The organism is Nostoc sp., assembly GCF_036917935.1.
Taxonomy (GTDB): Bacteria; Cyanobacteriota; Cyanobacteriia; order Cyanobacteriales; family Nostocaceae; genus Nostoc.
The window spans coordinates 45,777-68,531 of record NZ_JBALEL010000030.1 but is presented as its reverse complement, the minus strand read 5'-3'; the positions used below and the strand labels follow the sequence as shown (position 1 = coordinate 68,531).

The window sequence follows — 22,755 nt, the reverse complement described above, 5'->3', positions numbered from 1 at the left end:
TAGATTCTGGTGAAAATGTAGACAGACCTAGCACTGCTACGTCTCTACAAGGGTTCTAGACAATGCATATTTAATTTCTGGAGATATCCTCTGCAAGAATCTATCTAGAGAGGGTATACTTAGACCCACGAAGAGTATCTTACTGACATACCTAGCTTCCAACAAGGGTTAATGTCTTGATTCTTCACAATTTCCGCCAATTTTATTTGATAAGTTTAAGGGAGAGTTAAAGCAAGTATTGTTTTGATTCTTAATTCCTTGATTGAAAATAAAGGAACGACTTATGAACACTATCGTTAAATACGACATTGAGGTTATCAAGGAAGAAGCGCTTCAACTTGTTAAAAAGGGACTTCTTAACCGTCAGCATCCAATTTATACCCTCTGTAAATATATTCCTCATCGTGAATGGGTTAATTTTGAACTTGAGTTAGAAAAAAATGAATTTCTACTCAGAGATAGAATTATCGACCTACTGAATCATGAATCGTGGGAAGACGATTTAGGTAGCATTTAGAAGCTGAACCACCATTAGCTGCATCCCAATAAAATCAAAATTAAAAATTCATTTTTCAATATTAAAAACCCTCGAATTAATCGGGGGTTATAAGCAAGAGATTATGAAAGTAAGCAATAAATCTTTATGGATGGCTTAGAGGATGTTTGAAAAGTATTGGACGAATAGAATTCGCTACTACACAAAACTTAGTCCACGGAGGTGGATTAATACAAAACAAGGGTTTTTATTTAACCTGCGGAGGCAGGTTAAGTCTCGTGTAGCCGCGATTTCCAATCGCCGAGGCAAGTAATAAATTAGACTTTTCAAACAACCTCTTAGGGTTCTTGCCTCCAGTCAGACATAGCCTAAGTTCAGAAGCAATTTCACCTCTTTGGCTGTTTGTTTTATAAAATTCCCTGTTTTCTTTTTCTAGCTGTGTCAGCTAATATTTTATGGTTGGGCTACAGCCTCGCATTTTATGGCAATTTATTCCTGAAATCAAGAAAAAATAATTATACTATAGCGGTTCTCGCTTGAGTGAGATACAAGAACCCCACCCCCAACCCCCTAAGAGCAAGCGATGAGGGGACTATAATGTACCTTATATGATTAGGAAACGCTATAACCTATTCCAGTCAATTGTATTAGGTAGATAACTCTTCTAGCCCAATCCATTCGGTAATTGATTGCCATTGGCTTGCATAAATAGTAGTACTCCTACGTTTTTCTTTTTGAGGTTTTCTAGATAGTTTTCGCATTACAACTTCGCTGAGTGAACTGGATTCGTTCCAATTATAAATAGGCATTTCCTGCCAGCAGTGGCGACAAAACCAGTAAGTTTCTGCACCGCGTATATGTTCTAAAACTAAACTTGAACAGCAAGGACAGTAATTCATATTTTTCTCAAATCCTGTTAATAAAAGTGTTATTGCAAATCAGGACAGCCACTTGACAAGCCCGTAGATATTTAAAACAAACTGTCTATGTTTTGACTATAGTCTTTAAATATGAGAAAATTCTCAGGAAAGTTAAAATACTTAATAAATTAGCAAAATTTCTTAAGTATTTCTTAAGTAATAGTTTTAGGTTTATTTAGCTATTTTGTCAAAAGCTCCTCAAATTATCTTCAGATAAATTCTAGGAAGATCATTAGAATTAACAAATTAACCATAGTATTTAATGATCAACTGCTTAAGTTACTTAGCTTAAATAATGTTATTAATTATTCTCCATTAAAGATTAAACCTAATAGTTTTGTAGTCGAAACTATTGTCTTAATGAGTCAGAAAATATTCATTTCCAGTTTCTTCATCTAGATGTCAAACTCAATTTTTTTAACGTAGACGCGGAGCGGCTTTCCGCAGAGGAGCAGAGGAAACAAAGAGAAGAAAAAAATGCTTAACTGAACCGTATTGGGTTATAAGTCTGTACTGAACCTACGTTTGCCCGACGAAACAGGCTTGCTGGCTAATGAACAGGAGAATACTGAGCTTTTGGGATTGTACTATGTTATATCTCCCAACTAAATCTGAAGACATAAATTATCAAGATACGATGCAGATATATCAGACCATCACTGAATTACCCAAATCGGCTCTGATACATTGTGATAATTCAATTCGTTCAGTTGCAATACGTATTGTTGTATAGGAATCATATTTGATTTGTGAAAAAATCTCGGTAGTCTTGTAGTGAACTGTCATGGCTGTAGGTTGGGTGGAGCGGAGCGCAACCCAACATCCTGATATATGTTGGGTTACGCAAAGCCTCCACCCAACAAAAGTCTACGTCTAATGCACTATTAAAGCCTAGACAGTCCACTACGTGCATTTCAAAAATCAAATACTAGTCCTATATATCACCCTCAAACAGGGCATAGCATTTGAAAAAGCACTGCAAAAAGTTATTAGTTTAGGCTTGATATAGGACTAGTATTTGAATTTTAAAATTACTCGTAGAGATAGGGAACAGGGAAGAGATAAATTAGAAATATACTGATTTTTTGAGAAATCTAATTGCATTTTTAGATTTTTATGCCGGATTGAGAAGGAAACTTGTTCAATAATTCTCCCCTGTACTCCCTCCTCCTATAGATTTAAAGTTCTCACAGCCTTTCATCCCAGAGCTAGACGCGAAAATTTTCATAGTAATTTATGATTTCGGGGGAAATGTACCTCAAAAAACCGAAGACTAGAAAGAAAAATGAGGTTGTTACCTAGCTAATTTTCTGGAATTCGTCATCATGTATGAACTAGTTCAAGCTATCTCCAACGGTGATGAAAAAACTGCTCTACATCAGTTTATTTGTGCGTTGAGTGATTCAGGTAAGCGTTACTTCCTAAGAAATGAGATTTTGCTCTTCTTTGCTGACTACTGTCATCAATCCCAAAAGCCAGCCTATTTTTACTACTCTTCTTCTGTTGGCAAACTAATACAATACACCCACGAAATAATTCTGGAAGAGGAAAGTACTTGGTTCGTGATTCGACCGAGGATTGCTAATCAAGAAGTTTGGCAACTGACAGCCGACTTTAGCAGGTTCGAGCAGATGACGCCTGAAGCGTTGTTAGATGTGAGAGATCGCCTTGTCAACCGTTACCAACCCCACATCCTCGAAATCGACCTCCACCCCTTCTATGAGAGTTCTCCCAGAATTGACGACGCTAGAAATATAGGTCAAGGTTTAGCCTTCCTCAACCGTTATCTGTGCAATCAATTGTTGACTGACCCCGAATATTGGGTAGAAATGTTATTTAAAGCATTACATGGGCTGCAATGCAATGGTATTCGCCTATTGTTGAGCGATCGCATTTCCTCCGGTATTCAGTTAGCTAAACAAATTAAGCCAGCGCTCAAATTCCTGAGTGAGCGATCGCCTCATGAACCTTATGAAAAATTTAGCTTTGACCTCCAAGAACTAGGCTTTGAGCCTGGTTGGGGTAACACTGCGGCGCGAGTCTCCGAAACCCTAGAACTCCTCGACCGACTCATTTACTCCCCAGAACCTGGCATTTTAGAAACATTTGTGGCCCGCGTCCCTGCGGTCTTTCGCGTCGTCCTCGTTTCCGTCCACGGTTGGGTTGCACAAGAAGATGTTTTAGGAAGAGATGAAACACTCGGTCAAGTTATCTACGTCCTCGAACAAGCCCGCAGCTTAGAAAACGAACTGCGTGAACAAATCAAACTTGCTGGCCTCGATCAGATCGGCATTAAACCCCATGTAATTATTCTCACCAGACTAATCCCTAACTGTGAAGGAACATTTTGTAACCTGCGCTTAGAAAAAGTCCGAGATACTGAAAATGCTTGGATATTGCGCGTTCCTTTTGGTGAATTTAACCCAGAAGTTACTAACAATTGGATTTCTAAATTTGAGATTTGGCCTTATTTAGAACAATTTGCTCTAGATGCGGAAAAAGAATTACTAGCTCAATTTAAAGGCAAACCTAATCTCATCGTCGGCAACTACAGCGACGGGAATTTAGTGGCCTTTATCCTATCTCGCCGGATGAAAGTTACCCAGTGTAACATTGCCCATTCTTTGGAAAAGCCGAAGCATCTATTTAGCAATTTATATTGGCAAGATTTAGAAGATAAATATCATTTTTCGGCACAATTCACCGCCGATTTGATTAGCATGAATGCAGCCGACTTCATTATCACATCGTCTTATCAAGAAATTGTTGGCACGCCCGATACCATAGGTCAATACGAGTCGTACAAGTGGTTTACGATGCCGCAGCTGTATCATGTGGTTGATGGAATTGATTTGTTTAGTCCTAAATTTAACTTAGTGCCACCGGGAGTAAATGAAAATATTTTCTTTCCCTACAGCCAAAAAGAAAACCGAGATTCTAACCTTCGCACACAAGTCCACGACTTACTATTTAGCCGCGAAGATACCCAAATTCTTGGTCATTTAGATCACCCCAATAAGCGACCAATCTTTGCCCTTGATAGCATAACTTCAAGCAAAAACTTCACTGGTTTAGCTGAATGCTTTGGTAAAAATCAGGCGTTGCAAGAGCGTTGTAACTTGATTCTCTTAACTACTAAATTGCATCTACATGAAGCTATAAACCCAGAGGAAGCAGAAGAAATTCAAAAACTCCACGACATTATTGATCAATATCATCTTGATGGCAAGATTCGCTGGGTGGGGATGCGTATCCCTAGCAGCGAGATCGGCGAAGCCTACCGAGTAGTTGCAGATTCTCAGGGGATTTATGTCCATTTTGCCCGTTTTGAATCCTTCGGTCGGAGTATTTTGGAAGCGATGATTTCCGGCTTGCCAACTTTTGCAACTCAATTTGGCGGTTCTTTAGAAATTATCGAGAATCAAGAAAATGACTTTAATATTAATCCTACAGACTTAGAAGGAACAGCAACGAAAATTTTAGACTTCTTTGACCAATGCGATACTCGTGCTGAATACTGGCACGAAGTTTCAGAATGGATGAGTCAGCGAATTCATCACAAATATAATTGGCATTTACATAGCAACCAATTACTACTGCTTACTAAAATGTTTAGTTTTTGGAACTTTGTTGCTCCCGAAAATAATGAAGCCAGAGATCGTTACATGGAAGCCTTATTTCATCTCATTTATAAACCCAGAGCCGAAAAGATTTTGGAAAAGCATAAGGGGGGATGAGGGAGTGGGGAGTGTGAGGTGACAAGGAGATGAGGGGACAAGGGAGACAAAGGAGACAAGGAGAATTAGATACTCGTTCATCCACCTCAGAACTCCGTTCATCCACCTCAGAACTCCGTTCATCCACCTCAGAACTCCGTTCATCCACCTCGGAACTCCGTTCATCCACCTCGGAACTCCGTTCATCCACCTCGGAACTCCGTTCATCCACCTCAGAACTCCGTTCATCCACCTCGGAACTCCGTTCATCCACCTCAGAACTCCGTTCATCCACCTCAGAACTCCGTTCATCCACCTCAAAGACTTATTAACGGAGTTCAATTACAAAAGACTGATTCATCTAGCTCAAAATCCCCAATCCCCAATCCCCAATCCCCACTCCCAACTTATGCAAACAAAAGGTCGTTCTCGCCACTTTATTTACACAGATTGGATATTAATCGAAACCCAGTTTGACCCTGAGCAATTGCACTCCAAAGAAACCGTCTTTACAATCGGCAATGGATACCTGGGAACAAGAGGTAGTTTTGAGGAAGGTTATCCTCATGCATTGCCAGCTACTTTTATCCACGGTGTCTTTGATGATGTGCCAGTAGTGTACACTGAACTGGTAAATTGCCCGGACTGGCTACCCTTGGTAGTGATTGTGAATGGCGATCGCTTCCGTCTCGATCAAGGTGAGATATTGCGCTACGATCGGCAACTCGATCTGCGTCATGGACTAATTTTCCGTGCCTTGCGTTGGCGCTCTCCCAGTGGGCACACTATAGACATCAGCTTTGAACGCTTTGCTAGTCTTGCAGATCCTCACGTGTTGGCGCTACGCTGCCATTTAACACCAATAGATTTTGATGGATTAATTGAAGTTCAAGCTAGCATCAATGGCTATCCAGAAAATCAGGGTTTCAATCACTGGGAAGAATTAGACCAGGGCAAGACTAAACAAGGAATCTGGTTGCAACGCCGCACGCGCAACTCTCGAATTGAACTCGGTATGGCAGCTAAAGTGAGAATATTAGGCACTGAAGCATCTTTGCAAGTCAATACCGCACCTGGTTATCCTACTTTGAGTACGACCTTCTTGGCTAAAGCGCAGCAGACCGTGACGGTGGAAAAACTCGTGACAGTTTTTACCTCGCGGGAGATTGAAACACCAGTTCTAGCAGCTCAAGAAAAACTCGCACACCTGCCAGACTACGCAACATTACTAAAAGCTCATGAACAGGCATGGGATGAGGTTTGGCAGCAAAGTGACATCCTGATTGAGGGGGATAGCACAGCTACTTTTGCTGTTCGCTACAATTTGTTTCAGCTGCTGATTGCTGCCCCACGCCATGATGACAGGGTGAGCATTCCTGCTAAAACCCTTTCGGGGTTTGGCTATCGCGGTCATGTCTTTTGGGATACAGAAATTTTTATGCAGCCCCTATTTCTGTTTACTCAACCAGCGATCGCCCGCAACTTACTCACTTACCGTTGGCACACCTTACCAGGAGCTAGACGCAAGGCAGCCCATTACGGGTATAGAGGGGCAATGTTTGCCTGGGAAAGTGCTGATACCGGAGATGAAGTGACTCCACGTTGGTCTATCGGCAGTGATTTTTATGGTGAAGATGTGCGGATTTGGTGCCGCGATCGCGAAATTCACATTAATGCAGATATCCCCTACGCCATTTGGAACTACTGGCAAGCGACTGGTGATGATGACTGGATGCAAAAGTGTGGTGCAGAAGTGATCTTGGATGCCGCCATTTTTTGGGGTAGCCGGGTGGAATTCAATTCTGAGCAGGAACGGTATGAAATTCGGGGAGTAATTGGAGCGGATGAATACCATGAATTAGTCCACAACAACGCCTTTACAAACCGGATGGCGCAATGGCATCTAGAGAAAGCGATCGCAGTCTATGATTGGTTGGCTGACAAATTCCCCGAACGAGCCACCGAACTAGAAGAGAAACTAAAGCTGACCCCAGAGGAGCGATTGCACTGGCAAGATATCATTGCCAAAATATTGTTTTTCCATGACCCAGTAACAGAACTAATCGAGCAGTTTGAGGGATTTTTCCAATTGGAAGATATCAACTTAGCAGATTATGAACCACGCGATCGCTCCATGCAACCGATCTTGGGTATTGAGAAAACCAACAAATGTCAAGTACTCAAGCAGCCAGACGTATTAATGCTTTTATATTTAATGCGGGAATCAGCAGATTTTCCTTACAACGAAAAAGCATTGCAGACAAACTGGGACTACTACGCACCCCGCACAGATATTACTTATGGTTCGTCCCTTGGCCCAGCAGTTCAAGCTATTTTAGCTTCCGATTTGGGCAAATCAACCGCAGCTTATGAACAGTTTATGCGGGCGTTAATGGTTGATCTTGAAGATAACCGAGGTAACACCAACGACGGAATTCACGGCGCTAGTGCTGGTGGCATTTGGCAAGCTGTAATTTTTGGATTCGGTGGTATCCAACTAACTGAAAATGGCCCTGTAGCCAACCCCCACCTCCCACCGGGCTGGACGCGCCTAAAGTTTAAACTGCACTGGCGCGGGAAATGGCACGACTTCGATCTACATCGGGCAGAAGTTGCCCAAGACATAACTCGTCAACTAGAATTTCTTCAACTTTCCCTCTCCCAAAATCCCGACTTCGTTGAGGCCCCAAATATTCCTCCTCTCCCTACTCCCCCTGCCTCGCCAGCCCCTTCATCCTCCCCACTCCCTGCAACTTACAACCCCAACATCCAAGGATTCATCTTCGATTTAGATGGTGTGCTAACAGATACAGCAGAACTTCACTATCTAGCTTGGCAGAAGCTAGCAGATCAAGAGGGTATACCGTTTAATCGGCAAGCGAACGAAGGGCTGCGGGGTGTATCTCGTCGTGCTTCTCTGATGCTAATTCTTGGGGATAGACCGTATTCGGAAGCACAAATCGAGGAGATGATGGAGCGTAAGAATCGCTATTATGTGGATTTGATCAAAAATATGACACCCAAAGATTTGTTACCAGGTGCGATCGCCTTGTTGGATGAACTGCGGCAAGCTGGTATTAAGATCGGTATTGGTTCAGCAAGCAAAAATGCCCGCCCAGTGTTAGAGCGATTGGGCATTGTGGATAAAGTAGATGCGATCGCTGACGGTTATAGTGTCCAGCAACCCAAGCCAGCACCCAACCTATTTCTGTACGCAGCCAAGCAGCTAGGAATCGAACCAGAGCAATCTGTAGTTGTAGAAGATGCCGCAGCAGGTGTTGAAGCCGCTCTAGCCGCTGGTATGTGGGCAGTAGGACTTGGCCCCGTTGAACGAGTTGGAGCCGCTCATATTGTTTTGCCCAGCCTAGCAGGTATTAAATGGGCAGACCTTCGAGATCAATTGAGTAATATTTCCAGACAAAAACAGTAATCTCATCCTTCAAAACTAGCCAGTATATCATCAGGTAAAGGAGCATCAATATCTGGAGCAATTGTGATTAATCCCTTAGCACTTACTGGTATTCGCTTGGGAGGATTTTTGCCATCGCCAAGCGATTTATTATTAAATTGTTTAGCTCTAGATAATCAATAATATTTTGAAGTGGAAAAATTTTGTCTCAAGTAAGAATTTAATATTATGTGGCAGCCAGACAATGAATCGCTCTTATAGCGGTTCTCAGTTGAGTGAGATACAAGAACCCCACCCCCAACCCCCTCCCCGCTCTTCGAGAGGGGGCTATGACGTACCTCATGTGATTAGGAAACGCTATAATACTTCTCATAATAATAATAGCAGTATGTTTTTTTGGAGGAGCATTTGCTGGAATAGCTACTCTAATTATCGCAAGGAAAACCAACTTTTTTTATGGAAATATTTAGAGGATGTTTTAAAAGTTCTCTGGTCGGTAGCAAAACGTTTTAGATCCCCCTAAATCCCCCGATAAATTGGGGAACTTTGATTCCGGTTCCCCACTTTATAAGGGGGGTTAGGGGGGATCTAGAAGTGCCTACAATTACAGCACAACACTTTTAAAACATCCTCTTAGACTATTAATTAGAGCTATAGGAGGGTATCAAGGTCTAGTCAATATCCCTCTCCGAGTCGGAGAGGGACAGACTTGAACTTTAGTTCAAGGCAGGGAGAGGTTCGTCAAACTCACATTAATTTGACTACCCCATCAACTCCATTTCTAACTACTAACTTGCGATTCAACTACACCCACGGGACAAGATACATTTGTCCCTCCTAAACCACAATACCCATTGGGATTTTTAGCCAAGTATTGCTGATGATAAGCTTCAGCGTAGTAGAATTCAGGCGCATCTAAGATTTCCGTGGTAATCTTGCCATAACCTGCACCGTTAAGAGCTTGCTGATAAACTTCCCGCGATGCTTCTGCTAGCTGCTTTTGACTTTCGGAATATACATAAATTCCCGAACGGTATTGAGTACCAGCATCATTACCTTGGCGCATTCCTTGGGTGGGATTGTGGCTTTCCCAAAAAACTTTGAGCAGTTCGGTATAACTAATCACTTTGGGATCAAACACAACCAACACCACTTCATTGTGGCCGGTTCGTCCACTACATACCTCTTCATAAGTGGGATTGGGTGTCAACCCAGCAGCATAACCGACTGCGGTAGTGTAAACTCCTTTAAGTTGCCAGAATTTGCGTTCTGCACCCCAAAAACAGCCCAAGCCAAAAATTGCCTTCTCTAATCCATCGGGATAAGGAGGCTTCAGGGGATTCTTGTTGACATAATGAGCCGCCGGTACTGACATAGATTGTGCCCTTCCTGACAAAGCTTCGTCAGCAGTGGGTATAACTTCCTTTTTGCCAAATCCAAATAGTGCCATTGATTTTGACTCTGATATACATCTTTACCTTATTTACTATTGTAAAGATTCTAGCGATCGCTTGGGGTTTTCTAAGAATCCTCATTGGACTATGTTGCTCTTTACAGATGCCTTTGAGTGTTTGTTCTTATTCATCAAGCAAGGGAAACTTAGCATCAAAAAATATTCATGGATAAAATACCGAAAATTGACCGTCAAAGGGAGCATCAAGCGAACGAACGTACTTTTCTGGCTTGGCTACGCACTTCTATTGCATTGATTAGCTTTGGAATTGCGATCGCCAGATTTGGTATATTTTTACGCCAGCTTAATCTATCCATTACTCAACAAGAACCTCATGTAAATCCATTATCTAATTCCGAAAATTTGGGTCTTGCTTTGATAATTTCTGGAATTTTCACAATTGTGTTAGCTGCGTGGCGATACAATCAAGTTTTCTGGCAAATTGAACAAGGGGACTATAGACCAAGCCGGTTAATGGTTTGGATAATGACTGGAGTAGTAATTATTTTGGGAGTTTTTTGTATTCCTTTAATCCTATGGCGTGATAAAATACCTTCTCATTATTCTGTTCCAACTCAACCACAGTCCCGAAATTTCCAAAGATCAACCCCAAACCTCAATGTTAAAAAGGGGACAATTACTACTCTATACAAACAAATATTTTTGTTTTTTAAATAGCTCATTAAATAATGGTTAATAAGTATTAATATAATTTTATTTTTGAAAAAGACTAAGTGAGAATACGCTATTTTAAGGTATCCCGTGCTGCTGCACGAACAATGCTATTGGGGTCTTGCGTTAGTTGTTGGCAAATGTCGCGGTGAGTATTCGGGTTTTGAGCGATCGCATATCTTTCTGGCCAAAACCAAGATTTATAGTATCTTGCCAGAAACGAACTCGGTATACGAGGATTCATCAGAACCAAAAAGCGAGAAAATGATGGGCGATCGGGAAATTTTAGACATCGATCCAAAAAAGGAATCGCCGCTTCTGGTTCTTGAGTCAGTAAACTTTTAACAGCAGCTAAATTGAGTGGATTAAAGTAAAATCCCCCACGGACTGCGGGTTGAGTCGCTAACTGAATTAGTAAATCTTTCGGCGCACCAGGGTTTTGAGCAACTGCTAGAGGTAATCTTCGATCTGGATGCTCGGTAAATCTAGTTAGAATCTCGGCTGGAGTTTTCGGATGTTTAGCTACAGCTAATCTGACGCTTAACTTATCGTCAGCTAGTTTTGCCAGAATTGAAGCATCAACGTTAGGATGTCGGGTAACTTTAGTTTTGACAGCAGTATGCTCACTATTTGCTAGTTCTCGTAAATCTAGTGAAGATAAATTTGGATTTTCCAAGCTTGCTAATTGTTCTCTAAGCATCGAATCAAGTTTAGGATTTGCCAAAGCAGCTGCTCTAACTTCTGGATTGCGATCGTCAATTAACTTATCTAAAGAGTTTTGAGTAATATTGTGATGAGTAGCTACCAAAACTCTCACTCCTTGGATTGGATGCTCCACTAATTTTGATAGTATTTGCGGTGAAGTGCTAGGAGCGCTTGCTAGAATTACGCCATAGTATTCTAGATTATAAAGTCTAATAAATATTGAATTATGATCTTTATATCTACCTTTTTCAAAATCAATAAGCATATCTGGTAGGTAGTATATTATCTTCCTATTTTCCCTTATTTTCTGTATCAAATCAACTAAATATACGGAAATGTTTGTTGATTTTATAGATATACATATTACTTGTTTCCACCAAGCTCTATCTTTTAAGTTCGTAAATAAAGTGTCTAAATCGGTAACTACAGAGTTAATTTGATTGTCAAAACGAGTTGGTAATTTAGTATTATCTATTGGCAGCATTCGCGGAAGTAAATCGAAAACTATTGTTTCTCGTTGTTTTAAGGAAGTAATACATTCAGTGATTAATTTAGAAACTCTGGGGTGGTTTTCAAGATTATTTAAAATTGGTCGAGGTGTGTTAGCAGAACAAACAATCTTTAATAAAGTACTTGGATATTCGTGTACTGACTTTTGATTTAAATAAGGTAAAGTGCTTTCATTAATTGCTCCTATATACCACAATCGTAGTTCAATTGCTTCTTCATTATCAGTTGAAATAGACAGTTGCGCTCTATCAATTTTGCTTTCCGCTAAATCGCGCCATCCAGTTTCCAATTCTCCAGCATAATTAATATGTAGTTTTGCTGCTTCAGCAATAAAAGGAAGGCTATTTTTTGCTAGCTTATCGAGTACTTCTTTGGGTATTTTTGGATGATTTGCAATAATATTGAGAATTCCTGAAAATGTTTCTAGCTGCGATGCTGCTTTTATAAAATTTGTGGATATTTCTGGCAATTGAGCCAGTTTAAACATCAGCCTACGGGGAATAAAAAAAATGAGATTGGGTTTCTTATTTAAAGCCACCTGATCCCAGAAATTCATGTCATCATTGGGACAATCAAGACGTAACTGAGCAACTTCTGCAACAATATCTTCGCCAGATGTTGATAACTCCAATAGTTTTTTTCTAGAAGTATTCTGATGACTAGCTATAACAATTAAAATTTCTCTACATCTCCAAAAATCTTCAAAAGAGAATGTACTTGTATACCCTATCTCCATCCGAAGAGACTTAATGCCATATTGCTGTTCTAGGGAAAAATGTCCAAAATATTTATCATTGCGAATACGCTTAATATTAGTCTCACAAATGCCAGCAGCAAATTCTAGAAAAGATGTTGGTACATTAGATGCACAAACAAGCTTTAATAGTAAGTGAGACTTTAATAGTAAGTTAAAGTTGACTTTTTGTAGAGTTGATAAATCATAAGCCGTATTGCTTTTGATATTTTGCACAATTGATAAATCATAAGCCGGATTGCTAAAGAAATCTTCAGGAAATAGATGCGCTAGTCGGATTAACCATTGTGTTGGTGTATTAGGATTACTTGCGATCGCTCTTTGCATTTCTACATCTTTGTTAGTTCTGGCTTTTATGGCAAGTTCTCCTAATAAACCACTATCGGCATGAGGATTGGCAGCAACTAATCTCGTTAGCTCATAATTAATTGCAGCTAATTCTCGTAATCTTTGTGGTGAAGTGTTATGATTGCTTGCTTCTTGCTTAAGCGAATCGAGTGACATTAACTTAACAACTCTCTTTTACTATTTCAGGAATATCATTTTTAATCGGATATTTTAGTAAGTGCTAGGTTGATTTAGTATCGGATAACAATTTATAGCGCTTCTCTGTTGAGTGCAATAAAAACCTAACCCCCAGCCCCTTCCCTGCAAGGGAAGGGGAGTAAGATTCAAAGCCTCTCTCCTTTTAGGAGAGAGGTTTGGAGAGAGGTGAAAGTTATTGCATCCAAACAAAAACCGCTACATAACCGAATGCGTTACACAGGCATTCACTAAAGGTAATAACGGCCCTAATTGCTCTTGTCCATTCACTGCTAAATCGCTGTGACACAAATAAACTCTCTCGGATACACGAGACAGTAAATCTGCCAAAATCCTTCGCAGTCTTTGTTCTTCTGCCAATTTCTCATCTTCTGCTGTCCAAGGTTCGCCTAACCTGTCTCGCAGGAAAAACGGCGCACCGAACAAAGTCGCCGCGCCACCTTTCGCCCATAGTGGTGAACCAGCATCCAGCCAAAAATGCCAACGGTGCGATCGCCTACTAGATCGATATTGAAATATAGTTGCTAATGTGACAGCCTTTCTGACTCCACCAATGGGGCGCAGAGGATAAGGATTGGCGGTAATTGTACCACGTCGCAGTAGTTGAATAAATTCAATAATAGTTGTGTAAGGCGTTGTCTCAACTGGGGCAATTTGTCGTAGTCTGGTGTCAATTTCCCAGTAGTGTTGGGCGGTTTCTAATAATTCCCGCAGTGCTGCTAGTTGTTCGTAGGGAAGATTACTACCATTCCACAAAAAACGCTGAATTGCTCTGTCTAAAAGGGAAATCGGACTGGGAATTAAACGCAATTCTTGTTGTGATCGCTGCTGTTCTAACCACTCTAATATCTCATTATAGGCTGTAGTCGCTGCATAGCCAATTCGATCCCAGCGCTCGAAGGCTGACACTGGTAGCAAGTTGGGGCGATCGGGATGGGGTAAAAAGCAGTAATCTGCAATCAAACCAGCACGTACCGGATCAATATCAGCGCTGAGTGAGTTAGGAGTGAGGAGTGAGGAGTTTTCTGGTATTTGTTGTTTCCTGCTCAATACAACCAGCATTTCTGCCACGGCATCCCGTTCTACGAGGCGTCCCAAGCCGGGATAAACTAGTGCCAGCATGGTAAGCAATGCGCGAATGATCGGTGAACTAATTAAGGGACGTTGGTCATTCAGCGATTGTACCTGGATGTTTTGCTTAACGAGGATTTCTACTAGAGTATAACGAGCGATCGCATCTAAACCTGGTGCAATAATCGCCACTTCTTCTGCTTCCACTTGCTGTGACTGGATAGCATTAGCAATTTCCTCTGCTGTTTGCCGCAATAATTGGGCGCGGGAGGTGGTTTCAATTGAATGCACAATCTCAGGTAAACTCAACAGTACCATCGGTTCTGTGACTAATTCCACCATCTGTTTAGTGAGTTGCTCACCCAGAGACTCTGGAGGCGGCCCGGTTAAAATTTCTACCCGACAACGCCCTGCTAACCCTTCTACATAGTTGGGATCTGCTCCCAATCCCAATCGCACTGCACCATCGGGATTGTAGCTAAACGCCCCGACTGCGCCTTGATCTAACAGCAACTCAAACAAAAGACGCGCTACGCTAGGATAGTCATCAACATCATCCGCTAGTACCGCCTGATAGCGTTTAGCTAGGTGTTGCTGGTAATTGCGATCGCTTAACAAATGCTGACTGTAAAGTTCGGTGATAATCCCATAAGTCAGTAACCCCCTCTCTAAACACCAGTTACGCCAATCTAGCAGCAAAGATGCCAAAAATTCCGGCTCTAAAGTTGTGGTATTTTCCCCCAGACCCCTGGCCAAAATCTGGGCAATATCTTCGCAAGGTATACCACTGTAAGCTGCTAATTGCAATAAGTCTAGGATGCGACGCACCATACGAGATTCATTCACTCCCGCAAGACGTAAAATTTCTTCGTCTAATTGGGAACGCCAGAGTTTGGTTGCTAACTCTTGCTCTGTTTCTGGCCGCAACCGTACCGGAAACTGTGCCTTCAAGTTCAACGAGTTAATTAGCAACGGCCAAAATAAAATAACTTCATCCTGGAAAAAACCTAGCGGTGTCTTGGCACGAACCGGATATTTACCCAACGTAGATGTAACAATTGTATCTCCTAATTCTCGACGATTATCATCATTGGCAGCTAAGACTAAAACTCCTGGCTCTGTTTGTTTAATATCTAAAAATTCGGGTATATGACCAGCTTTTTTACGTCCTTGTTTTTTAGTATAAAATAATTCATGATATTGCTTTTCCGATTTTACCCAATTACAAAATTGCTCTACCAAGCGAGCTGTCTTACCACTGCGGCTACTGCCAACAATCCAAACCGAATGAGAAACCACAAACTTTCTCCTTGTAGATTTGCTAGTATACCTCGTGCGTTAACTTAAGGTTAAGAATCACCAAATAATGCTGGATGATTGTCTGCAATGAAAAATTCTGTTTTTAGCCAAAAAATCTATTCTTTCTTACTTGCTGCTTATCGACGGTACTTACAGACTCCTGAACGTTCTTTACATGAGGCTTACGATGCAGCATTAAAGATTCAGGAAATAGAAAATAAGCATTTCAATGGTAATAAAATAGACATTGACTCAGCCATGTACAGTAACAGCGTGATGGATTATTTTGAGTCAGACCTCAACAAGCTATTAAAAATTGCCAGAATGCGGCTGACGGAGTTTAGAGCAAGCCGTTGGGTTCTAAATGAAGAGAATCAAAAAGCTGCTCAGAAAACAGGTATAGAATATCTAAGTCCTTCTTTAGTTTTGGAAAAGCTAAACTTTATCGATCAAGTTATATCCAAATACACAACAGTTTCCGATCAAACAACTTCCAAAGCTTTAGTAGTACAACCTCCAAATCTACCAGTTAACTCTGTGATATCTGACGACAAATCGCTGCTCGTCAATACTCCAACATTACCCCCAAAAATACCAACTCAAGACTCGGATAATAAATCAAAAATCAAGCGTAAAACCGATACGATAGGTGTTTTACCCCGTTCTATTTTAAGTACTATCAGTCGTCTGCAAGTTGAATTAGACCCTAATTCGGAACGAGAGGTAATTCAGAGTTTTCGTCAAACTCAAAGAAGAACAATAATATCTCTCAGGTTTATTTTACTATTAATTATCGTACCACTTTTGACGCATCAAATAGCAAAAGCTTTCGTAGTCGGCCCAATTATTGAGCGCTTTAGAAGCACTCAGCAAATGCAGATATTTATCAATTCCGAAATGGAAGAGGAAGCCCTTGTAGAATTACAAAGATTTGAAGAAAAGCTCAAGTTTGAAAATCTCATTATCAAAGCCCCTCCACTTTTGCCAGAGCAGATGGAGACTGAAATGAAAAAGAAGGCTCTAGAGCTTGCTGAAGAATTTCGTCACGAAAGCTCTGGTGCTATCAAAAATGTTTTTGCAGATATTTTTTCGGTGGTTGCTTTTATCTGGCTTTTGGTAGTCAGCAAGTCTTCTATTGCTGTGCTTAAAGATTTCTTTGATAATATTGTCTATGGACTTAGTGATAGTGCCAAGGCGTTTATCATCATTTTGTTTACCGATATCTTTGTAGGATTCCACTCTCCTCATGGCTGGGAAGTACTTTTAGAAGGTGTATCACGCCATTGGGGATTACCAGCAAATAGAGATTTTATCTTCTTATTTATTGCCACATTTCCGGTGATTTTAGATACCATTTTTAAGTATTGGATATTCCGATATTTAAACCGGATATCACCTTCGGCAGTTGCGACTTACCGTAATATGAATGAATAGGGGATTGGGGATTGGGAAAAACTTTTTCTGTTGTGAAAAAATTAAATGATTTTTGATGTTTGATTTTGGAATTTGAGCGAGGTTGGATAATCTCAAAAATTTTGAATTTTGATGAAAAAAACGCTTGCTTGGTTAGGAAAGTTTAATAAAATTATCGCCATCAGCTTACCTGTGGTTTTGTCGATTTTGCTGGTGCGAATGCAATCTTTAGCTGATCGGGAACTCATTTCGCCAGAATGTCAGGTGAAAAAGTGGGATATGCCAGTATCCTTAACTGCTGAAAATCAAGATACATTTTCACAAAAGCAAAAAGCACCATTAATTCCAAGACTACCAGTTACTTGTTGTCAAGGTGATACATCTTGTTTGGATGAAGTTCTCTATGGACAAATACCAGACAAAAAGGCACTGATGAGTGCGATCGCACGCAGTCTCCAATACCTGCAAACGGTTAATGCTGCGGCTGCTTATCAAAACTATCCGGTAGCTGGGATTACGCGCGATCGCGTCTTAAAAAGCTTGAAAAGATTCCGCGAACTCCTATTAAAAACTAATTCTGCAACAGAATTACATCACGCCATCCAGCGGGAATTTGTTCTTTACCAGTCAGTTGGTAAAGATAACAAAGGTTCCGTTTTATTCACCGCCTATTATGAGCCACTTTACGCAGCCAGTCGCGTCCCCACAACAGAATATCGCTATCCTGTTTATCGATTACCTCCTGATTTCGACTCCTGGCCTAAGCCTCATCCTACACGGGAGGAGTTAGAAGGAGCAGATGGTTTACAAAGTGCAAAAGGGAAATTGCGAGGATTACAGTTGTTTTGGTTTCACGATCGCCTCGAACCATATCTAACTCAAATTGAAGGTTCGGCGAAACTTCAGCTTCCCGATGGGACTCAAACAACAATCGGTTATGCCGGTAATACCGCTTATAATTACAAAAGCATTGGCCGAGAATTAGTGGATGATGGCAAATTACCGCTAGAAGGTATAACTCTGCCAATTATTCTCAACTATTTCCAAAAGCATCCCCAAGAATTAAATATTTATATTCCGCGCGATCGCAGCTTTGTTTTTTTTCAAGAAAATCACGGTGAGCCAGCCGAAGGTTCTATCAACGTACCATTAACAGCAGAGCGTTCTATTGCTACAGATAAATCTCTCATGCCTCCTGGTGCTTTAGCGTTGATTCACGCTTCGATTCCTTTTGTTAATCCTACCGGAAAAATGGAGGAACGCATCGTTAGTCGCTATGTTCTTGACCAAGATACCGGAGGTGCAATTAAAGGTGCAGGTAGAGTAGATTATTTTTTAGGTACTGGGAAAATCGCAGGCGATCGCGCTGGTGTTACAGTCAGCAATGGCCAATTATTTTATCTATTACTCAAGTCTAAAAATTAAACACACTCGCATTTTAATACTAAAATTCCCGACTTTTTAGATAAGTCAGGAATTTTAGCCTTTCGGGGTAAATGAAGCACCCATTCCAAATCAATGAAACGCTTACAGTATACGAATTACGAATTACGTTAGCGCAGCGTTAGCGACGTAGGAGCGTCATTACAAATTACGCTACTAGGCTTCTAAATCCATCTCAGCATCGTCATCGTCATGATCGTAAGGAATATCATCAAGGTCTATCATTTCTGAAATTTCTTCTACTTCAGTTAGATACTCAGATTCTTGATGTTCACGCTCGATTAGACGACCAGTTGACTTTAGCCATTCCAAGAGAATAAACTCATTACTTGTACGAATTACAGGCGCTCGCTGGTTACGAGGTTCTTCACGCAAAGGACTTATAGGCATAAAAAAAACTCACTTTGAATTACAGGTTAGCGTACAAAAACATCAAAATTGTACATTAAGGTTAAAAGGTCTTGTATGACAAGCCTTTTCTTAACAGACGAAATATGACCAATTGAGGTTTTAATCTCAAGTCCATCTAGCTACTTACCATTAAAATGTCTCCGCGTCAGTTTTAATCATAAATATTCCAGCGGATACAATATTACAAAGCATTTGGTAGCTTGACGAGAGTTTCATACATATCAGAGGGCAATGCAGACAGTCTATTCGCTACAGCGACTGCATCAGCTAAGTTACTAAATTGACACCGGACTATATCTTGCCCATTTCCTGAAGGGAATCTTTTCCTAGCTTTATTAGATACAGCACAAATAATCGCTAAAGCTTTGGCGAACCCGTCTTTTGTCAATATTGTCTCTTGAGCGAACCCTTCAACAGGGATAAGGCAAACCTCAAACCGATAACCAGGTCTGGGAGAAACAGCTATGTCGATATATGGTTTATCTTCTTTTCTGATTCGGCGTAAATATTTGGCTGTCGAATTAGTATCATGCAAATCAGTCCCAAGGGCGTAAGTAAAAAAGCAATCTTCTGTGAGGGACTCAGGACGAGTAATTATATCCGTGGGCATAAGTTCAAGTAGTATCCGTATGTTGTCTGCGTGTGTGACACACTAGACTTGTCCGTTCTTCTTAGCATATTTTTTGACACTTGGATGTATCAGTGTCACGCTAGGTATTGCAATACAGTTCGGCTAACTCAAATTTCAATTTTTGGAATCCTGAACACTGGGAAGTATGTGACACAAGCCTTTGGGCTTTTCTTAGTGCCATTCGCTCTATTAGATTTGAGACTATGACTCTATCTCTTTGATATCTGTCAAGGGCTGAATAGCGGTTACTTCTTCGGCGTCTGTTTCCATTTCTACAACGGCAAATCCTCTCTTTTCACCACTTTTTTAGTTGGGAGACACCAAAACTCTTTATCCATACTTTGATAAAACCCGTTTTTGGTCGTCATCTTCAATCTCATTGGTATAGATTAGCAATATCAACTGACATTAAACACCTTCAGAATCAAAGGGTGTAGAGATTTAGATTCGGAGAGGCGTCTATATAGTCAGTCACATGACCGAAAATATTTCTCAACATATACGATTATAACATACGTTGATGCCAAACCTTGCGATCGCTTCACCTGGGACAATCGGTAAATGTCCAAAAGCGATCGCAATCACCAACTATCTGAATATTTATTTATACCCATCAACTTGTAAAGATATTCATGAGTGATTGACATAAATCATCGCCTAAATAAAACCCCAGAATTATAAATATAATTCTGGGGCATAATCTTCATATCCTTACCAAGATATTTACAGCGTTTTGCAACTACATGAGGTACACTCCTTCCCAAGCCTCACACCACTTGCTTTCATAGCGGGAATGCTAAAAGCGAACAAGTCGGGCATTGCCGCCACTCCCCGCGAGTTCGGGGAGGCGTGGGGTGGGGTATTTCTCTACCTCAGGTTGGCGTAGCCTCTGTCTTTGACACGCTGTTCGCGTTCGTAGAAAAATTGAAATCTGCTGTATAAATCTAAAAGAGGCAAGGGCGGCTAACACTAGACCTCTTGCAAAAGTCCCCTAACACCCCTCCCCGCTCTTCGGGAGGGGAGACTTTGACGTAAGTCAAAGGCGGGGTGGGGTTCTTTTTTTGATTTATGCAAGAAGTCTACTAAAAACGGTATTCACGCAATTATGGAGCGGGATTAAAAACAGTATTCACGTAAGTATTGACAACACCTCTAGATAGAGTTTTAATCCCATCAGGAAGAGGGGCATATCCCCTAGCTATAGCTATTTTGTTCGGGTCGATTGTCACATCTGTTCCTGGTGCTGGAACAGGTGGTACTCCTAAAGCCCAGTTGATAAATCCTTTAATACCATTTGCTACGTTAACGTTTGCGTATTTGTCATAAAATAGCACGTAAGTTGCGGTAACAATCGGATAAGCATTTGCAGCTGCTGGATCGGTAACTACGAGTTTAATCCGCCGAGCATTTGTATCTTGGTCAGTCGCACCGACAAAAGCATTTGAAATTGAAGTTGATGAGATGGCATTGTAAGTACCTGCCTTGTTCTTTAAGACAGCAGCTTCCAGACTATTAGCTAACCGCGCAGCACTATCCACATAACCAATTGCACCAGCAGTAGTTTTGATCTTAGTGGCTACACCTCCACCTCCGGAAGCAAATTGGAAACTGGCTGGCCAAACGACTGTATCGGCTGGTAGTGGATTGGGTATACCACTGCCAGGTTGAGCAATACTTTTTTTACCAACTCCTCTGTTCCATGTAGCACCAAATGCCGCTTTCAGATGACTGCTTAAAGCAAAAGTAGTACCACTATCGTCACTACGACGTACTACAACGATGGGCTTATTTACTGAAATTACTGCACCGCCGTTATCTGTTTTAATTTGGGGAGCATTCCAATTTGTGATGGTGCCGTTAAGAATACCAAGGTAAGTAGCTCGTGAAAGCTTAATTCCACCTGCTGGGACAGTTAGACCAGCGGGGTTGTAAGCTAACGCGATTCCGACGCTAATCACAGGCACTTGGATGTATGGAACAGGGTTTTGGGGGGTGCCTGCGGGGGTGGGAACGTTGTTGGGACTGCCAATAACTCTTTCTGCTCCTGATACGGGGTCATCAGTAGCGGCAAAAGATACTGGGGCTAAGATAGTCGCAGTATTAGGTGGTACTGGTGGTACGGTTTGATTGAAAAAAGCTGTTAGACCTGTGCCGCTACCAACTGAAGCATATCTGAATGTAATGCTCGAATTCACAGGGCCATAAGTTCCGTTTGGGAATCCGGCTAGGGCTGGAGGTACATTGTTATTCAGGGATGGAGCATTTCCAACGCCGTAAGCGTTAAACCATGAGTCTTTCGGAGCAAGAGGATAGGAAGTTCCTGTACCGACAAACAAAGTATTTACAGTGCTTGCCCCTGCACCATTTATCGAGGTTACTCCAGCTGGGGGAGGAGTGGTGGAGGTCTGAGCTAGAGATTTCTGAGTAGCAGATTGACCTACTACTAAACCAGTTGCTATGGCAAGTACAGTAATTGAACTTGCTAATTTATTCAATTGACGATCGCAATAAAAAACCATGTCATACTCCTTCAAATTAATTTCCGGTTCAACACCATATCAAATCATAGTCAAGTGTCAAATTAGCGATTATAAATAACCTTGTAAACGCACAATAAATGTGTATAAAAAGGTTTATTTATAAATTATAAATTTGCACAAAAATCTTCAGATTTTAGAGCTAATTAAAGGCAAGATTTTAAAGATGCAGAGGGTGTTAAGCTATTGCTGGTCTACCCTATGACATAATCATTTGCTAGTTAGAAGCTCTACATTTTCAATGTAAATTTGTATAAATAAACATTCAGTAGCTTTAGTATAAGGGAGTGGTTACTAGGTACTATGAGTCATGCATCAATTCCCATTTTCAGCCTCTTATTCCCTTTTATAAAGCCATGTTTAATTTTACTAACTTACTTATTTGGCATGGCAATTTAATCGGAATTATGAAAATTACTTTCTTTCATGTAAATATGCAGCAGCTTGATACAAACTACCGCTAAGTACGAAGTAAAGAAAGTCAGAATTTCACGAATCTTTTAGAACTGCTATAGATAATAGCTGTTAAATTTTGCCAACGAAATCAACAGTATAATGCTAAGGTAAAGCTCAAGTCATGATTACATTATGGAATGATTAAAAAGCTTAAATATATTTTGGGGATTTAGAGGTGTTTGAAAAGTAGTTTTCATGGCGATTTTTATTACTTTCACCAGAGAAAAATCGGAATCTTTCACTTAATATGTGGTTTTGCTGATTAAGATTTTTTTAGAGGTTTTAATCAGTATTTAATAAAGGTTACTAATTGCTT

The 22,755-nt window shown here is 40.8% G+C and carries 14 protein-coding genes; 7 read left to right on the top strand and 7 right to left on the bottom strand.

Annotation, left to right across the window (positions count from 1 at the left end):
• The first annotated feature begins 283 nt into the window (after positions 1 to 283).
• Positions 284 to 517, top strand: coding sequence for a DUF4327 family protein (locus tag V7K62_RS13345; RefSeq protein WP_334864626.1), 234 nt, complete (start codon positions 284 to 286; stop codon positions 515 to 517).
• Between the two features lie 626 nt (positions 518 to 1,143).
• Here the strand turns inward: V7K62_RS13345 and V7K62_RS13340 are convergent.
• Entirely contained in the window at positions 1,144 to 1,395 is a 252-nt protein-coding gene (locus tag V7K62_RS13340) for a hypothetical protein (RefSeq protein WP_334864625.1), read from the bottom strand.
• A 1,346-nt stretch (positions 1,396 to 2,741) separates the two neighbouring features.
• Between V7K62_RS13340 and V7K62_RS13335 the strand changes: the two genes are divergently transcribed.
• The 3 genes from V7K62_RS13335 to pgmB all read left to right on the top strand — a co-directional run bounded on the left by V7K62_RS13335 (position 2,742) and on the right by pgmB (position 8,562).
• Positions 2,742 to 5,153, top strand: a complete 2,412-nt coding sequence (locus V7K62_RS13335) for a sucrose synthase (RefSeq protein ID WP_334864623.1) — start codon at positions 2,742 to 2,744, stop codon at positions 5,151 to 5,153.
• 29 nt (positions 5,154 to 5,182) lie between these two features.
• On the top strand, positions 5,183 to 5,464 hold the full coding sequence (locus V7K62_RS13330; RefSeq protein WP_334864620.1) for a hypothetical protein: 282 nt from the start codon (positions 5,183 to 5,185) through the stop codon (positions 5,462 to 5,464).
• Positions 5,465 to 5,541: 77 nt separating this feature from the next.
• Positions 5,542 to 8,562: a beta-phosphoglucomutase gene (gene pgmB, locus V7K62_RS13325; RefSeq protein ID WP_334864618.1), complete on the top strand. Its 3,021-nt coding sequence runs from the start codon at positions 5,542 to 5,544 to the stop codon at positions 8,560 to 8,562.
• Positions 8,563 to 9,322: 760 nt separating this feature from the next.
• Here pgmB and msrA read toward each other — a convergent pair.
• Positions 9,323 to 9,991 (bottom strand): peptide-methionine (S)-S-oxide reductase MsrA, encoded by a 669-nt coding sequence (msrA, locus tag V7K62_RS13320; protein ID WP_334864616.1) that lies wholly within the window; start codon positions 9,989 to 9,991, stop codon positions 9,323 to 9,325.
• A 168-nt stretch (positions 9,992 to 10,159) separates the two neighbouring features.
• On the opposite strand from msrA, the gene V7K62_RS13315 reads away from it, so the two are divergent.
• Positions 10,160 to 10,672, top strand: coding sequence for a YidH family protein (locus tag V7K62_RS13315; protein WP_334864614.1), 513 nt, complete (start codon positions 10,160 to 10,162; stop codon positions 10,670 to 10,672).
• A 67-nt stretch (positions 10,673 to 10,739) separates the two neighbouring features.
• On the opposite strand, the gene V7K62_RS13310 is transcribed toward V7K62_RS13315, so the two are convergent.
• Both V7K62_RS13310 and V7K62_RS13305 read right to left on the bottom strand, forming a co-directional pair.
• Positions 10,740 to 13,139 (bottom strand): variant leucine-rich repeat-containing protein, encoded by a 2,400-nt coding sequence (locus V7K62_RS13310; protein ID WP_334864612.1) that lies wholly within the window; start codon positions 13,137 to 13,139, stop codon positions 10,740 to 10,742.
• A gap of 237 nt (positions 13,140 to 13,376) precedes the next feature.
• Complete coding sequence (locus V7K62_RS13305) at positions 13,377 to 15,548, bottom strand: recombinase family protein (RefSeq protein ID WP_334864610.1); 2,172 nt, start codon at positions 15,546 to 15,548, stop codon at positions 13,377 to 13,379.
• A gap of 87 nt (positions 15,549 to 15,635) precedes the next feature.
• Here V7K62_RS13305 and V7K62_RS13300 point away from each other — a divergent pair, with 87 nt between their 5' ends.
• Together V7K62_RS13300 and mltA are read left to right on the top strand one after the other, a co-directional pair.
• A complete protein-coding gene (locus tag V7K62_RS13300) occupies positions 15,636 to 16,982 on the top strand; it encodes a proton extrusion protein PcxA (protein WP_334864608.1) in 1,347 nt (448 codons plus the stop codon).
• A 111-nt stretch (positions 16,983 to 17,093) separates the two neighbouring features.
• On the top strand, positions 17,094 to 18,386 hold the full coding sequence (mltA, locus tag V7K62_RS13295; RefSeq protein WP_334864606.1) for a murein transglycosylase A: 1,293 nt from the start codon (positions 17,094 to 17,096) through the stop codon (positions 18,384 to 18,386).
• Positions 18,387 to 18,560: 174 nt separating this feature from the next.
• Here mltA and V7K62_RS13290 read toward each other — a convergent pair whose 3' ends face one another.
• The 3 genes from V7K62_RS13290 to V7K62_RS13280 all read right to left on the bottom strand — a co-directional run bounded on the left by V7K62_RS13290 (position 18,561) and on the right by V7K62_RS13280 (position 21,965).
• Complete coding sequence (locus V7K62_RS13290) at positions 18,561 to 18,794, bottom strand: DUF3134 domain-containing protein (protein ID WP_094350689.1); 234 nt, start codon at positions 18,792 to 18,794, stop codon at positions 18,561 to 18,563.
• Positions 18,795 to 18,996: 202 nt separating this feature from the next.
• The gene (locus tag V7K62_RS13285) at positions 18,997 to 19,425 is read right to left on the bottom strand and encodes a hypothetical protein (RefSeq protein ID WP_334864604.1); all 429 of its coding nucleotides are present in this window, start codon (positions 19,423 to 19,425) and stop codon (positions 18,997 to 18,999) included.
• 1,124 nt (positions 19,426 to 20,549) lie between these two features.
• A complete protein-coding gene (locus tag V7K62_RS13280) occupies positions 20,550 to 21,965 on the bottom strand; it encodes a substrate-binding domain-containing protein (RefSeq protein ID WP_334864602.1) in 1,416 nt (471 codons plus the stop codon).
• Between the last annotated feature and the right edge of the window lie 790 nt (positions 21,966 to 22,755).